This window comes from Pseudomonas sp. NPDC089743, from assembly GCF_044748785.1.
Lineage (GTDB): Bacteria > Pseudomonadota > Gammaproteobacteria > Pseudomonadales > Pseudomonadaceae > Aquipseudomonas > Aquipseudomonas putida_X.
The window spans coordinates 17,270-31,338 of record NZ_JBIVGS010000013.1; the positions used below are offsets into that span (position 1 = coordinate 17,270).

Sequence of the window (14,069 nt, forward strand, 5' to 3'; positions counted from 1 at the left end):
GCGCGACCTGCGGCGTTGCGCCTGTGCTAGTTCTTGCACTTGGCCATGACCACCTGGCAGGTCTTGGGCGTTCCGCCGGACCTGCCGGCGTAGCGGATGCAATTGTTCATCGACTTGTGTCGGGCCATGCTCAAGGTATCGCCCCACGCCAGGCCGCCTTCTCCCAGGGTGGGCACGGCCTTGGCGAAACAGTTCGAGCCCAAGGCCGCTATCTGGTAGCGAGCCTGGCTCTGTTTGTTCGAACATCCGCACGCCAGCATTAGGCTCAGGCCAAGCAGGGCATGTGCGGCCCACAACGCATACGGTCGTGCTGTATCAGCGCTCATGCCATTTGCCTCATGTGGTAAGGGGGGAAATCTTTCAGGATGTTTCTATCAAGCCAAGCGGTGAACTAACCGGACGTCAAGGTGATCCTTTGCTAAGCGCACCCCGCGCACGCCTGACGGACCGAGCTCTCGCGCCTGTCCGCCAGCCCTGGTCACTGACTGAGTAAGGAGGCGCCGTGACCGCTACCGAGCAAACCCTCTACCGCTGCACGCCCAGCCCGTTGCATGCAATCCTGCTGGCCGGCACGGTGCCGCTGTTTCTTGGCGCATTGCTGAGTGACATAGCCTATTTCAAGAGCTACCAGATCCAGTGGAGTAACTTCGCCTCCTGGTTGATTGCCGGCGGCCTGCTGTTCTGTGGCCTGACGTTGCTGTTCGCGCTGGCCAACCTGGTCCGCGCCGAGCGCAAGGGCGGGCGGCCGACACTGTACTTTCTGCTGTTGCTGGTGACTTGGGTACTGGGGCTGATCAATGCGTTCGAGCACGCCAAGGATGCCTGGGCAGTGATGCCTGCGGGCCTGGTGTTGTCTCTGATCGTCACCGTGCTGGCCTGCGTGGCGGCCTGGCTGGGCATGAGCAACCTGCGTTCGGGAGGTGCGGCATGAAACCTTTGCATGCATTGCCTGTTTTGAGTGTAGCGCTGCTGTTGAGCGCCTGCGGTGGGGACGGCGAGGCGACCCAGGCCCACGGCCCCGACCCGAAACTGCCGGCCCCCGAGCGTGGCCTGCTGCCGAACATGAAGATCGCCGAGCCGGCACACTGGGGCGAGCAGAAGCCGACCGTGCCTGAGGGTTACAGCATCACCGCCATCGCCACTGACCTGAAAATCCCGCGTCAGAGCCTGGTATTGCCCAACGGTGACATCCTGGTGGCTGAGGGCCGCGGCGGCAGTGCAGCCAAGCTCAAGCCCAAGGACGTCATCGCCAGCCAGATCAAGGCCAAGGGCAATACGCAGGTCAAGGGTGGCAACCGCCTGACACTGCTGCGGGACGCTGACGGCGATGGCACCTACGAGGTGCAGACGGTGTTTGCCGAGAACCTCAACGCGCCGTATGGCCTGGCGTTTGCTGATGGCAAGCTGTACGTGGCCAACCAGGACGCGCTGGTGCGTTTCGACTACCAGGACGGCCAGACCAAGGCCGCCAACCCGCCGACCAAGGTCACCGACCTGCCGGCCGAGATCAATCACCACTGGACCAAGGCGCTGACCATCAGCCCCGATGGCCGTTATCTGTATGTGGGTATCGGGTCGAACAGCAATATCACCGAGCGGGGCATGGAAGCGGAGATCGACCGCGCCATGGTCTGGCAGGTCGACGCAGCCACCGGCGCCCACAAACCCTACGCCACCGGCTTGCGCAACCCAACGGCGCTGGCCATCCAGCCTGGCAGCGGGCAGCTGTGGACCGTGGTCAACGAGCGCGATGAACTCGGCCCGGACCTGGTGCCGGACTATCTCACCTCGGTGCGTGAGGGTGGCTTCTATGGCTGGCCCTATAGCTACTGGGGGCAGAATGTCGATGAGCGGGTCAAACCGCAGAATCCGGACAAGGTGGCCGCCGCGATCAAGCCCGATTACAGCCTCGGTTCGCATGTGGCCGCGCTGGGCGTGGACTTTTCCATACCGGCCATGGGCGAGCGCTTTGCCGACGGGGTGTTCGTGGGCGAGCACGGCAGTTGGAACCGGCCAAACCCTGTGGGCTACAAAGTGATCTTCGTCCCGTTCAGCAATGGCAAGCCTGCCGGCGAACCCATCGACTTCGCCACCGGCTTCCGGGCCGAGGACGGCAAGACCCGCGGCCGGCCGGTCGGGGTGACGGTCGATCCACGGGGTGCGCTGATCATCGCGGACGACCTGGCCAATACCGTCTGGCGGGTCACGCGCAATCGGTAAGTCCAGCTATGGTGTAGGAGCGGCGCGTGAAGCGTTCACGCGCCAATCTTGTGTCGATTACAAGGAAGCAGGCCTATGAATGCTCTTTGCACACTCGCTCGCGCCGTTGCGCTTGCCACGCTCGTGGGTACCGCCAGTTTAACGGTGCAGGCTGCCGATATACCGATCGCCAGTGAAGCACTGGAAAGCCATGTGACCACACAGGTCACGGCCATAGACCAAGCCAACCGGCAGGTGACCGTCAAAGGCCCGGACGACAAGGACGTGACGTTCCAGCTCAGCGAAAACGCCAAGGCGCTGCCCAACCTCAAAGTCGGTGACCAAGTCGATATCTACGTGACCCGTGCAGTGGCCTATGTGCTGAACACTGAGGTGGGCGGGGCGCCCAAAGCCAGCGATGAGTCGGGAACCATTCGCGCCACCCTGGCCAACCCCAACCCGGGCGGTGAGGCATTCCGCCAGGTGCGGGTGACGTCGCAGATCAAGAAGATCGACCTCAACACCCATGAGGTGAGCCTGCTACCGCCGCAAGGCAAGTTGCAGGTGGTCAAGGTCGAAGACCCTGAGCTGCAGGCACGCATGAAAAACCTCAAGGTCGACCAGACGGTCGATGCGATCTACACCGAAGTACTTCGGGTCGAGACATCCCGCTGACCTATCGCCGGCCCAGTCAGGGCGAGCCTAGCACCGGGCCGGCATCATTGATCGGTATCCATCATCCATGTGGCGAATAACCTGAGTGCAGGATTTCGATTTCCATAACGCCGGTCGATTTGCAGATGATGTACCAACCCTGTCTTCAGAAGAGTACATCCATGCCTAACAAGGCCCTGCTTATCGCTTTTCTTCCCTTGCTGTTGGCGCTGCTCGCCGGGGTCGTGCTGCCCTACCAGGCCGCCAGCAACGCGGCCGTCGGCCGTGCGCTCGGGCACTGGCTTTGGGGCGCCTTCACGTCCTTGACGGTCAGTTCGGTAGTGGTCATCGCGGCCTTGCTGATCCTACGGGTACCGCTGCCCGACCTGGGCAAGGCAGTGCAGGGCCCATGGTGGCTGTGGATCGGCGGCGTGCTTGGCGCACTTTACGTCGCCGCTGCCGCCGCCTTGACCCCCAAGCTCGGCGCCGCAGGCTTTCTGGTGCTGGTGGTGGCCGGGCAGATCCTCACGTCGGTGATTGTCGACCATTTCGGCCTGATGGGCGTTGCCAGCAAACCGGTGAGCCTGCCTAGGCTTGCGGGAGTGGTTCTGATCCTCGTTGGGGTGTTCCTGGTGCAGAGCACCTGGGCCGCCAGCCCTGCGTCTGCCACAACGGCCAGCGTCAAACAGCCCGAAGGATGATCAGCGGCCGGGCTGGCAACAGGCCCAGACCGTCTCCCGCAGCCAGCGATGCCCTGGATCGCTGTCTTTTCGGGTGTGCCAGGCCTGTTGATAGGCCAGGTTCGGGATTGGCAAGGGGGGTGCGAACTGGCGCAGGGCCTTGTGTGGCCGCATCGGGCCCACTGCGCGCTTGGCCACGGTGAGGATCAGGTCGGTGCCGGCGAGCACGTCGACGGCGGCGCTCCAGTGCGGCAGCGCCAAGGCGATGCGCCGGCGCAGGCCCCGTTCACCCAGTGCGCGCTCAATCTCGTCGTGGGCGTCCGGGCGCATGGCCATGAGCACGTGCGGCCGTGCCAGCCAGTCCTCCAGCGCAAGGCCGCCTTTGCCCGGCAATACCTGTCGGTCGGCAATGCTGACGAAGCTGTCCTCGAACAGTGTTTGCGCGGTAATGCCTTGGGGCAGTTCGGGGAAGATGCCCAAGGCGAGGTCGAGTTCGCCATCGAGCAACTGCGCCATCATCGCCTCGCGGCTGGCCTGGCTGATGGCCAGGTCCACGCCCGGTGCTGCCTGACGCAGGTGGCGGACCAGGGGCGGCAGGATGAGCCGTGAGGCGTAGTCGGACAACGACAGGCGGAACCTGCGCTGGGCCTGAGCGGGGTCGAAGCGAGGTGTGGCCAGCAGGCTGTTGAGGCTGCCCAGCGCGTCCTGCAACGGTTTGATAAGGGACTGGGCGCGTGCGGTCAGGGCCATGTGACCGTGCTGGCGGATCAGCAGTGGGTCGTCGAAATGCGCGCGCAGTTGCGCCAGTGCATGGCTGACTGCCGGTTGGCTACGGTGCAGGCGGATGGCAGCGCGTGTCACGTGTTTTTCGCTCAGCAGCGCATGCAGGGCCAGCAGCAGGTTAAGGTCGATCTTGCGCAGTTCATCCATGGTGCGAATGGCCAGTGGGGTATTTGGGGGCTTGGTATCAGCCTAACAGATGTGCGCAGTGCTGAGCGGCTAGGCCCCGCTGGCAGCGATAAACGCCAGCCGAAGCAGCATCGAGCAATCTCCAGCGCTATAATCGCCGCCCGTTTTACAGTTATCCGAGCATTCCAATGGGTCTTTCCGCAACCGCCACACCCGAACCGCGCCGTCTGCGCGCCCCCCTGATTGCCTTGGCCCTGCTGCTGGCCGGTGCCTGGTTCCTCAACCTCAATGCCGGTTTCAAGCAGGTCTTGCTGCTGATCCTTGGCGCCGCCCTGGGGCTGACGCTTTATCACGCAGCGTTCGGTTTCACGTCGGCCTGGCGCGTATTCATCACCGAACGACGAGGTGCCGGCCTGCGTGCGCAGATGGTCATGTTGGCCCTGGCCGTACTGCTGTTCTTCCCGGCATTGGCGGCTGGCAGCCTGTTTGGCAACCCGGTCACCGGGCTGGTGGCGCCAGCCGGGGTGTCTGTGGTGTTTGGCGCTTTCATCTTCGGCATCGGCATGCAACTGGGCGGCGGGTGTGCCTCGGGGACGCTGTTCACCGTTGGTGGCGGCAACGCCAGAATGCTGGTGACGCTGCTGTTCTTCATCATTGGCTCGGTCACGGCCACGCACCATGCCGACTGGTGGTTCGCCTTGCCATCGTTGCCGGCCACCTCGATCGTCCATGCCTGGGGCGTCGCGCCGGCGCTACTGGTCAGCGTGGCGGTATTCGCGCTGATCGCCTGGGCGACGGTGGTACTGGAAAAACGCCGCCATGGCGCCCTCGAAGCACCTGTAAGCAGTGAGCACCAAGGCCTGCGCCGCTTCCTGCGTGGCCCGTGGCCGTTGCTGTGGGGTGCTGTGGCCCTGGCCTTGCTGAACTACGCCACCCTGGCCCTGGCGGGCCGCCCGTGGGGCATTACCTCCGCTTTTGCCTTGTGGGGCGCCAAGACCCTTTCCAGCCTTGGGGTGGACGTCGGCAGTTGGGTGTTCTGGCAGGCCCCGGCCAACGCCAAGGCGCTGGCAGCGCCGCTGTGGCAAGACGTGACCACCGTCATGGACCTTGGCATCGTGTTGGGTGCGCTGCTGGCGGCTGGCCTGGCGGGGCGTTTTGCGCCGAGCCTGAACATCCCGCTGCGCTCGCTGATCGCCGCAGTGCTCGGTGGCCTGCTGCTCGGCTACGGTTCGCGTCTGGCCTACGGCTGCAACATTGGCGCGTACTTCAGCGGCATCGCCTCGGGTAGCGTGCATGGCTGGCTGTGGCTGGTCGCGGCCTACACCGGGAACATGATTGGCGTGCGCCTGCGCCCGTTCTTCTTTGCCGGTGAGCGCCGGCCAGCGGCGCTGACGGGTTGTTGAAAACAGCATGGCCCTGGTCGCCGGCATTTGGCGGCCGGGATCTGTCTGGTTCGACCTTCAGCGTGTTGGAACACTGCAGTCAAGGGGCGTGCAAGGTGGGGCGGCCTGAGCTTGAGCTATCTCACGTTATTTATGAGATTAATTGTTCAACTATCTGATTAATAAGCCTTTAACGTTTTGCAACTGCGTGATGTACACATTGTTCGTAGTAGGTTTGCTTGATGGCTGCCGGCTTTAACCGCGAGCGACTGTTGTAGGTCTGTTCGGTGATGCCAAAGGCGGTCATGCGCATCCACGGCTTGGCGAACCGGCGTACCTGCAGTTTCTTGCGCGTGGCATACAAGGTCACGCCGGAAAGCTTGGCCCGCTGGGCCTCGGCGGCGATCTGCGAGCCCCAGCTACATACATGGCGGTCGTTCTGGCTCAGCGCTCTGGCCTGGGCGCCGAAGGCAGTCGTGGCCAGCAGGCAGCCGGCCACCGTTGCTAGAAATACTCGCATGTTGCTGTCCTAAGCATCTGAAGAAGAACGGAGTTTGCCCTCGCTTCAAATGCCTGGGGGCCAGTACGTTTAGGGTCAAGTGGTGGCGATGCGCAGGCGATTTGCCAGTGTGGGACGCAGGCTATACAGCGCAAGCCCGGCGACCCAGATCACCGAGGCGCCATAGTTCAGCCTTTGGTACAGGCCGAACAACTGCCCGTCCTGCGCCGCTTTGGCCATCAGGGCGGCAGTGGCGATCGCAGTTACCACACAAGCCAGTGAAAAGACCCCCAGCGCGGGTGAGCCGGCCACGCGTTTCCCGGCCCATGCCCACAGCGCACTGGCCAGGGTCAACGAGAGAAACATGATCAAGCCGAAGAGGTTGTGCAGTTGCTGCGACAGGGAAGGTTGCGCAGGCGCACAACCCTGATCGCATGCAAACCAACCGGTGCCGGCGCTAGCGAGCCCATGCAGCAGTGCCAGTGCAGCGCTGGCCAGGGCGAGCTTCGAGCCACGCCAGCGCCGCGCCAGGCCCCAGGCGAACAGGGTAAACAGCACCGCGAGGGGGAAGTTGTTGAGCAGGGGTGACCAGCGTTGGGTTGGGGCGCCCACTGCGCCCAACTGGCTCATGGCCTGCTGCAGATGGTCGTAGCCGGGGTAGGCTTGGGCGGTGAACCAAACGCCAAGCAGCAGCCAGGACGGAATGATCAGCCCGCAGCAGAGCAGGCAGCGATCGAAGGTTTTCATCAGCGGTTTTCCTTCCATGGAGTGACCAATCGATGCCTATACAGTACCGGGATGTCTGCCGTCTGTCCTGGCTCCTTCGCGGTTAGGTCCGTTGCTGCGCTGCTAAATTCCGACGCCCTTTGTGCAGGGCGCATTGCGTCCATAAATACCGCGTCGGATGGATGTGATCGTACAACTGCTTGCGCTATCATGGCGGCTGTCTTTCAAGGTGAAAAACAGGGCATGACAGAGCAACAGGTACAGGCAAAGACCCGGCGCAAGCCGCGCAGTCTGGCCCAGGAACTGGTCACGGTGCTGACCGAGCGTATTCGTAGCGGCCAGCTCAAGCGTGGCGACAAGCTGCCGACCGAGTCGCAGATCATGGCCGAGGAGGGCGTGAGCCGCACTGTGGTGCGTGAGGCGATCTCGCGGCTGCAGGCGGCCGGGCAGGTCGAGACTCGCCATGGCATCGGCACCTTTGTGCTGGATACGCCTGCCACGGGCGGCTTCCGCATCGACCCGGCCACCGTGGTCACGCTGCGTGAGGTGCTGGCGGTACTGGAGCTGCGCATCGCCCTGGAGATCGAGTCGGCAGGCCTGGCGGCGCAACGGCGCAGCGAAGAAGAGCTGGCAGGTATGCGCGCGGCGCTGGACGAACTCAACGAGGGCGCCGCCCATGCCACGGATGCGGTGTCGGCGGACTTCCAGTTCCACCTGCGTATCGCCCAGGCCAGCGGCAACCATTACTTCGCCGATATCATCAACCATCTCGGTACCAGCATCATCCCGCGTACCCGGCTCAACTCGGCGCGTCTGGCGCATGATGACCAGGCGCACTACATGAGCCGGTTGATGCACGAGCATGAGGCGATCTACGAAGCCATCGCCCGAAGCGACAGTGAAGGGGCCAAGATGGCCATGCGCATGCACCTGAGCAACAGCCGGGAGCGGTTGCGTCAGGCGCATGCGGAAGCTGAAGCGCAAGGGGTTTGATAGCGCGGGTGGCTGTGCGGGCCCCATCGCCGGCAAGCCGGCTCCCACTTGGATTGCGTCAGCTTTTAGCAGTTGAGCAAGACAGGTTCCCATTTAATTTGCGCGGGGCCTGAGGGCAGCGCGGTACCTGTGGGAGCCGGCTTGCCGGCGATAGAGCCGGTAAATCCAATGCAAGCGTCAGAAGAAAGCCCCGTAACTACGGGGCTTTTTCTCGCATCAGAGCATTCAGAGCGCGCCGTCACTCCATTGCCCATTCACCAGGCGGCGCAGGCCCAGCGGGTTGTTGTCACGCAGTGCCTCGGGCAGTAGCGACTGCGGATAGTTCTGGTAGCACACCGGGCGCAGGAAGCGATCGATGGCCAGGGTGCCGACGGACGTACCGCGGGCATCGGAGGTCGCTGGGTACGGCCCGCCGTGGACCATCGCATCGCACACTTCCACGCCGGTCGGGTAGCCATTGATCAGGATGCGGCCAACCTTTTCTTCCAGCAGCGGTACCAGCCAGGCAAATGCGTCGAAGTCTTCAGGCTCACCGATCAGCGTAGCGGTCAGCTGGCCACGCAAGCCGAGCAGGGCGGCGCGCAACTGCGCGGTGTCCTGGGCTTCAACGGCAACGGTGGTCGGGCCAAACACTTCTTCCTGCAGCAGCGGGTCGGCGTCCACCAGCAAGCGGGCGTCAGCCTTGAACAGCTGTGCACGCGCCTGGCTGCCTTCCTGAGGCTGGCCTGCCAGGTGTTCGATGCCGGCGTGGGCCTGCAGGTGCTCCAGGCCGCTCACGTAGCTGCGCAAGCCACCGGCATTGAGCAGGGTCTGCCCGGCTTGCTGGTCCAGGTGCTGGCCGAGGTCGGTGAGCAACTGGCTGAACTGTGGCGACTGCAGGCCGATTACCAGGCCCGGGTTGGTGCAGAACTGGCCAGCACCCAGGCACACGGAGCCGGCCAGTTCGCGGGCAATGGCGTCGCCACGTTTGGCCAGCGCGCCCGGGAGGATGATCACCGGGTTGATGCTCGACATTTCGGCGAATACTGGGATGGGTTGCGGGCGCTCTGCGGCCATGCGGCACAGTGCGTCCCCGCCCTTGAGCGAACCGGTGAAGCCGACCGCCTGGATGGCCGGGTGCTTGACCAGCCACTCACCCACGCCACCGCCAAACACCATGTTGAATACACCCTTGGGCATGCCGGTGCGTTCGGCAGCGCGAACGATGGCCGCCGCGACCAGGTCGGCAGTGGCCATATGGCCGCTGTGTGCCTTGAACACCACCGGGCAGCCGGCGGCGAAGGCTGCAGCGGTATCACCGCCTGCGGTGGAGAAGGCCAGCGGGAAGTTGCTGGCGCCGAACACGGCGACCGGGCCGACGCCGATGCGCATCTGGCGCAGGTCTACGCGGGGCAGCGGCTGGCGTTCAGGCAGGGCCAGGTCAATGCGTGCACCAAGGTAGTCGCCACGGCGCAGTACCTGGGCGAACAGGCGCATCTGGCCGCTGGTGCGGCCTCGCTCACCTTGGATGCGCCCGGCGGGCAGGGCGGTTTCACGGCAGACTACGGCGACGAATGCGTCGTCCAGCTCGTCCAGTTCGGCAGCGATGGCATCGAGGAACTCGGCACGACGTGCCGGGGCCAGCTGGCGGAATTCGGCAAAGGCCGCTGCCGCCGCTTGAGCCGCCTGGTCCACCTCGGCCTCGGTGGCTTGGGCGAAGCTGTAGGGCAGGGCCTCGCCCGTGGTGGCGTCCAGGCTCTGCAGGCGTTGCGCGCCAGCGGCGCTGCGCTGGCCGGCGATGAAGTTGTGGCCAAGAATCTCAGGCATGGTGTGCTCCAGTGTTTGGAAGGGTTGATCAGTAAAGGGCGCATGACCTGTGGTAGCCGGCGTGCCGGTGATCACTGGCCAAGCCCGTGCCCTGCACCGCACAGCCTGCGTCGCCGGCAAGCCGGCTCCCCCAGGCGGGCGCGTGCCATTTGCATACCGGGCAAGGCCGAACCATCAGGTGATTGGCGCCGGGTTGAACAGGGTGATGTCGTTGTGCAGCCGGTGTTGTTCTGCCCAGGTCTGCTTGCGGCCACTGGCCACGTCCAGGTAGTAGTGGAACAACTCCCAGCCCAGTTCTTCGATGCTTGAACGGCCGCTGGCAATGCGCCCGGCGTCAATGTCGATCAGGTCCGGCCAGCGTTGGGCCAGTTCGGTGCGGGTGCACACCTTGACCACCGGCGCCATGGCCAGGCCGTAGGGGGTACCGCGACCCGTAGTGAATACGTGCAGGTTCATCCCGGCCGCCAACTGCAGCGTGCCGCAGACGAAGTCGCTGGCGGGCGTTGCGCAGAAGATCAGGCCTTTGCGGTTCACCCGCTCGCCTGGGCCGAGCACGCCCTGAATGGCGCCGCTGCCGGACTTGACGATCGAGCCCAGGGATTTTTCGACGATATTGGACAGGCCGCCTTTCTTGTTGCCGGGCGTCGTGTTGGCGCTGCGGTCGGCAGCACCTTGCTGCAGGTAACGGTCGTACCAGTCCATCTCGCGCACCAGTGCGTCGGCGACCGCCTGGTTTTCCGCGCGGGAGGTGAGCATGTAGATGGCGTCGCGCACCTCGGTCACTTCCGAGAACAGCACGGTGGCGCCGGCCCGCACCAGCAGGTCGGCGGCATAGCCCAGCGCCGGGTTGGCGGTGATGCCGGAAAATGCATCGCTGCCGCCGCACTGCATGCCCAGGATCAGCTCACTGGCCGGCACGGTCTGGCGGCGGCGCTTGTCGAGTTTTTGCAAGCGCGTCTCGGCCAGGCCCATGATCTGTTCGATCATTTCGCTAAAGCCAAGGCTGGCGTCCTGCAGGCGATACAGCCACGGCTCGCTGAGGTCCACTGAGGGGTCGTTGTCGTGCATCACCTGGCCGGCCTGCAGCTTCTCGCAGCCCAGGCTGATGACCAGCGCTTCGCCACCCAGGTTGGGGTTGCGTGCCAGGTTGCGCACGGTGCGGATCGGGATGTAGGCATCACGGGCGTTGATCGCCACGCCGCAGCCATAGCTGTGGGTGAGGGCGACCACGTCATCGACATTGGGGTATTTGGGCAGCAATTCACTGCGGATGCGCTTGACCGCATGCTCCAGCACACCGGTCACACATTGCACGGTGGTGGTGATGCCCAGGATGTTGCGGGTGCCGACGGTGCCGTCAGCGTTGCGGTAGCCTTCGAAGGTAAAGCCATCCAGCGCAGGCAGAGGCGCAGGTACTGCATCGCAGCGCGGCAGGCTGTCCAGTTCAGGGGCGGACGGCATGGCCAGTTGGCTTTCCTGCACCCAACTGCCTTGACGCAGGTCTTCCAGGGCGTAACCAATGATCTGCCCATAGCGCTTGACTGGCTCGCCTTTGGCGATCAGGACGGTGGCCACTTTGTGGCTCTGTGGGACGGCTTCTACAAGGGTCAGGCCATCGGGGAAGCGCGCGCCTTCACCCAAGCCACCGTCGTTGACCACTACCACGACGTTATCGTCGTCGTGCAGCCGGACGTAGCGGGGCGAGTCGGAATGTTCGATCAACTGCATGTTCGGGCCCTGTTCGTGATGTTCTCAGGCTTTGTACATCCGCCCGCACCGGCATTGCCGGCCGCGGGCGTGCTCACTCAGTGACGTGCGTCAGCCAGTTCGCCCGGGGCGGCAGGCTCAGCGTCTGGCTTTGCACCTTCACGCAACTCGATACGCTTGATCGGCCCGACGATGACCAGGTAGCTGAAGATCGCTACCAGGGCGTTGGCGCCAACATACACCAGCGCCCACTTGAACGAGCCGGTGGCGCTGATGATGTAGCCAATGACGATCGGGGTGGTGATCGACGCAATGTTGCCGAAGGTGTTGAACAGGCCGCCGGACAGCCCAGCGATCTGCTTGGGCGAGGTATCGGCGACCACGGCCCAGCCCAGTGCGCCGATGCCCTTGCCGAAGAAGGCCAGGGTCATGAAGCCGACCACCATCCATTCCGCTTCGACATAGTTGCAGAAGACCATGGTGGTCGACAGCAGCAGGCCACAGACGATCGGCAGCTTGCGCGAGAAGGTCAGCGAGTTGCCGCGGCGCAGCAGCCAGTCAGACAGCACACCACCGAGCACGCCGCCGATGAAGCCACAGATTGCCGGCAGCGAGGCGATGATGCCCGCCTTGAGGATGGTCATGCCACGCTCCTGCACCAGGTACACCGGGAACCAGGTCAGGAAGAAGTAGGTGATGGCATTGATGCAGTACTGGCCCAGGTACACACCCAGCAGCATGCGGCTGGTCAGCAATTGCTTGATGTAGCCCCATTTCGGGCCGTCGTTGCCACGCTTCTGGTCCATGTCCACCAGGCCGCCGTTCTGCTCGATGTGCTCGAGTTCTTGCGGGCTGATGCGCGGGTGTTGGCGCGGGTTGTAGATGGTCTTCAGCCAAACGGCGGAGAACACGATGCCCAGTGCACCCATCACCACGAACACGTGTTCCCAGCCGAAGCTGAACACGATCCAGCCCATGATCGGGGCGAACAGCGCGGTGGCGAAGTATTGCGCTGAGTTGAAGATCGCCGACGCCGTGCCGCGTTCTGCGGTGGGGAACCAAGCCGCGACGATACGGGCGTTGCCCGGGAACGACGGCGCTTCGGCGAAGCCGACCAGAAAGCGCAGGGTGAACAGGGTGACCACTGCCCAGGCGACCGGCAGGCCACCGACAAAACCCTGCAACAGGGTGAACAGTGACCAGGTGAAGATGCTGAAGGCGTAGACATTCTTGGAGCCAAAGCGGTCCAGCAACCAGCCACCAGGAATCTGGCCGGCAACGTAAGCCCATCCGAAGGCGGAGAAGATATAACCAAGGGTTACGGCGTCAATGCCGAGGTCTTTCTGCAGGCTGGAGCCTGCAATGGCGATGGTGGCTCGGTCGGCATAGTTGATCGTGGTCACCAGAAACAGCATGAACAGGATCAGGTAGCGCACATGCGTCTTTTTAGTCGCTTGCATGCTGGCAATACTCCCACTAGTTATTTTTGTGCGGGCTCACAAGTTTTAGTCGGAGTGGGGGTAGCCCACTCCGGGTGCGGCATTGGCAGGCCGCGGGGTGCGCTTATTGCGGACCCATCTTGTCCATCAGAGCTGCGAGCATTTCGTATTCTTCAGCGGTCAGGTCGGTCAGCGGCGTGCGCACCGGGCCTGCGTCGTAACCGGCGATCTTCGCGCCTGCCTTGACGATGCTCACGGCATAGCCAGCCTTGCGGTTGCGGATGTCCAGGTACGGCAGGAAGAAGTCGTCGATCAGCTTGCCAACGGTGGCGTGATCGTCGCGGGCGATGGCGTGGTAGAAGTCCATCGCGGTCTTCGGGATGAAGTTGAACACCGCCGAGGAGTACACCGGCACGCCCAGGGCTTTGTAAGCGGCAGCATACACCTCGGCGGTCGGCAGGCCACCCAGGTAGCTGAAACGGTCACCCAGGCGACGACGGATCGACACCATCAGTTCGATGTCACCCAGGCCGTCCTTGTAGCCGATCAGGTTCGGGCAGCGTTCGGCAAGCTTTTCCAGCAGGTCGGCGTTCAGGCGGCAGACGTTGCGGTTGTACACCACCACGCCGATGTTGACCGACTTGCACACCGCTTCGACGTGGGCAGCGACGCCGTCCTGGCTGGCTTCGGTCAGGTAGTGCGGCAGCAGCAGCAAGCCCTTGGCACCCAAGCGCTCGGCTTCCTGTGCATACTCGATGGCCTGGCGAGTGGAGCCACCGACGCCGGCGAGGATCGGTACAGACGTGGCGCAGGTATCGACGGCAGTCTTGATCACCTGGCTGTACTCGCTGGCGGCCAGGGAGAAGAACTCACCGGTGCCACCGGCGGCGAACAGGGCATTGGCGCCGTACGGGGCAAGCCATTCAAGGCGCTTGATGTAACCCGCCTGGTTGAAGTCGCCTTGGGCATTGAAATCGGTGACCGGGAAAGACAGCAGGCCGTGGGAGAGGATGGATTTCAGTTCTTGTGGAGTCATTGTTATTGGCATCCTGTGGCGCTTGGGTGAAGGGTGTTG

Annotated in this window: 14 protein-coding genes; 6 read left to right on the forward strand and 8 right to left on the reverse strand. The window is 63.7% G+C overall.

Annotated features, from left to right (window positions below; all coding sequences use genetic code 11):
* Positions 1-26: 26 nt before the first annotated feature.
* A complete protein-coding gene (locus tag ACIPZC_RS19855; protein ID WP_400628992.1) occupies positions 27-326 on the reverse strand; it encodes a hypothetical protein in 300 nt (99 codons plus the stop codon).
* 176 nt (positions 327-502) lie between these two features.
* On the opposite strand from ACIPZC_RS19855, the gene ACIPZC_RS19860 reads away from it, so the two are divergent.
* The 4 genes from ACIPZC_RS19860 (at position 503) to ACIPZC_RS19875 (ending at position 3,554) form a co-directional block, all read left to right on the forward strand.
* A complete protein-coding gene (locus ACIPZC_RS19860) occupies positions 503-931 on the forward strand; it encodes a DUF2231 domain-containing protein (protein WP_174141128.1) in 429 nt (142 codons plus the stop codon).
* On the forward strand, positions 928-2,220 hold the full coding sequence (locus ACIPZC_RS19865; RefSeq protein ID WP_400628994.1) for a PQQ-dependent sugar dehydrogenase: 1,293 nt from the start codon (positions 928-930) through the stop codon (positions 2,218-2,220). The genes ACIPZC_RS19860 and ACIPZC_RS19865 overlap by 4 nt, the downstream gene beginning before the upstream one ends.
* 75 nt (positions 2,221-2,295) lie before the next feature.
* Positions 2,296-2,874 carry a hypothetical protein gene (locus ACIPZC_RS19870; RefSeq protein WP_400628996.1) on the forward strand — a complete coding sequence of 193 codons (579 nt, stop codon included), beginning with the start codon at positions 2,296-2,298 and terminating at the stop codon, positions 2,872-2,874.
* Positions 2,875-3,035: 161 nt separating this feature from the next.
* Complete coding sequence (locus ACIPZC_RS19875) at positions 3,036-3,554, forward strand: DMT family transporter (RefSeq protein WP_400628998.1); 519 nt, start codon at positions 3,036-3,038, stop codon at positions 3,552-3,554.
* Here the strand turns inward: ACIPZC_RS19875 and ACIPZC_RS19880 are convergent, their stop codons facing one another.
* On the reverse strand, positions 3,555-4,463 hold the full coding sequence (locus ACIPZC_RS19880) for a LysR family transcriptional regulator (RefSeq protein WP_400629000.1): 909 nt from the start codon (positions 4,461-4,463) through the stop codon (positions 3,555-3,557).
* Between the two features lie 167 nt (positions 4,464-4,630).
* Here ACIPZC_RS19880 and ACIPZC_RS19885 point away from each other — a divergent pair, with 167 nt between their 5' ends.
* Entirely contained in the window at positions 4,631-5,845 is a 1,215-nt protein-coding gene (locus ACIPZC_RS19885) for a YeeE/YedE family protein (protein ID WP_400629002.1), read from the forward strand.
* A gap of 169 nt (positions 5,846-6,014) precedes the next feature.
* Here the strand turns inward: ACIPZC_RS19885 and ACIPZC_RS19890 are convergent, their stop codons facing one another.
* Both ACIPZC_RS19890 and ACIPZC_RS19895 read right to left on the reverse strand, forming a co-directional pair.
* The gene (locus ACIPZC_RS19890; protein WP_267816244.1) at positions 6,015-6,344 is read right to left on the reverse strand and encodes a hypothetical protein; all 330 of its coding nucleotides are present in this window, start codon (positions 6,342-6,344) and stop codon (positions 6,015-6,017) included.
* A 75-nt stretch (positions 6,345-6,419) separates the two neighbouring features.
* The gene (locus ACIPZC_RS19895; protein WP_400629004.1) at positions 6,420-7,070 is read right to left on the reverse strand and encodes a DUF998 domain-containing protein; all 651 of its coding nucleotides are present in this window, start codon (positions 7,068-7,070) and stop codon (positions 6,420-6,422) included.
* 222 nt (positions 7,071-7,292) lie between these two features.
* On the opposite strand from ACIPZC_RS19895, the gene ACIPZC_RS19900 reads away from it, so the two are divergent.
* The gene (locus ACIPZC_RS19900) at positions 7,293-8,042 is read left to right on the forward strand and encodes a FadR/GntR family transcriptional regulator (protein ID WP_241803577.1); all 750 of its coding nucleotides are present in this window, start codon (positions 7,293-7,295) and stop codon (positions 8,040-8,042) included.
* A gap of 225 nt (positions 8,043-8,267) precedes the next feature.
* Here ACIPZC_RS19900 and ACIPZC_RS19905 read toward each other — a convergent pair whose 3' ends face one another.
* The 4 genes from ACIPZC_RS19905 to kdgD all read right to left on the reverse strand — a co-directional run bounded on the left by ACIPZC_RS19905 (position 8,268) and on the right by kdgD (position 14,030).
* Positions 8,268-9,848, reverse strand: a complete 1,581-nt coding sequence (locus ACIPZC_RS19905) for an aldehyde dehydrogenase (NADP(+)) (RefSeq protein WP_400629006.1) — start codon at positions 9,846-9,848, stop codon at positions 8,268-8,270.
* A 174-nt stretch (positions 9,849-10,022) separates the two neighbouring features.
* Entirely contained in the window at positions 10,023-11,576 is a 1,554-nt protein-coding gene (gene garD / locus ACIPZC_RS19910; RefSeq protein ID WP_267816236.1) for a galactarate dehydratase, read from the reverse strand.
* A gap of 77 nt (positions 11,577-11,653) precedes the next feature.
* Complete coding sequence (locus ACIPZC_RS19915; protein ID WP_241803574.1) at positions 11,654-13,015, reverse strand: MFS transporter; 1,362 nt, start codon at positions 13,013-13,015, stop codon at positions 11,654-11,656.
* Between the two features lie 103 nt (positions 13,016-13,118).
* A complete protein-coding gene (gene kdgD / locus ACIPZC_RS19920; RefSeq protein WP_400629009.1) occupies positions 13,119-14,030 on the reverse strand; it encodes a 5-dehydro-4-deoxyglucarate dehydratase in 912 nt (303 codons plus the stop codon).
* Positions 14,031-14,069: the final 39 nt, after the last annotated feature.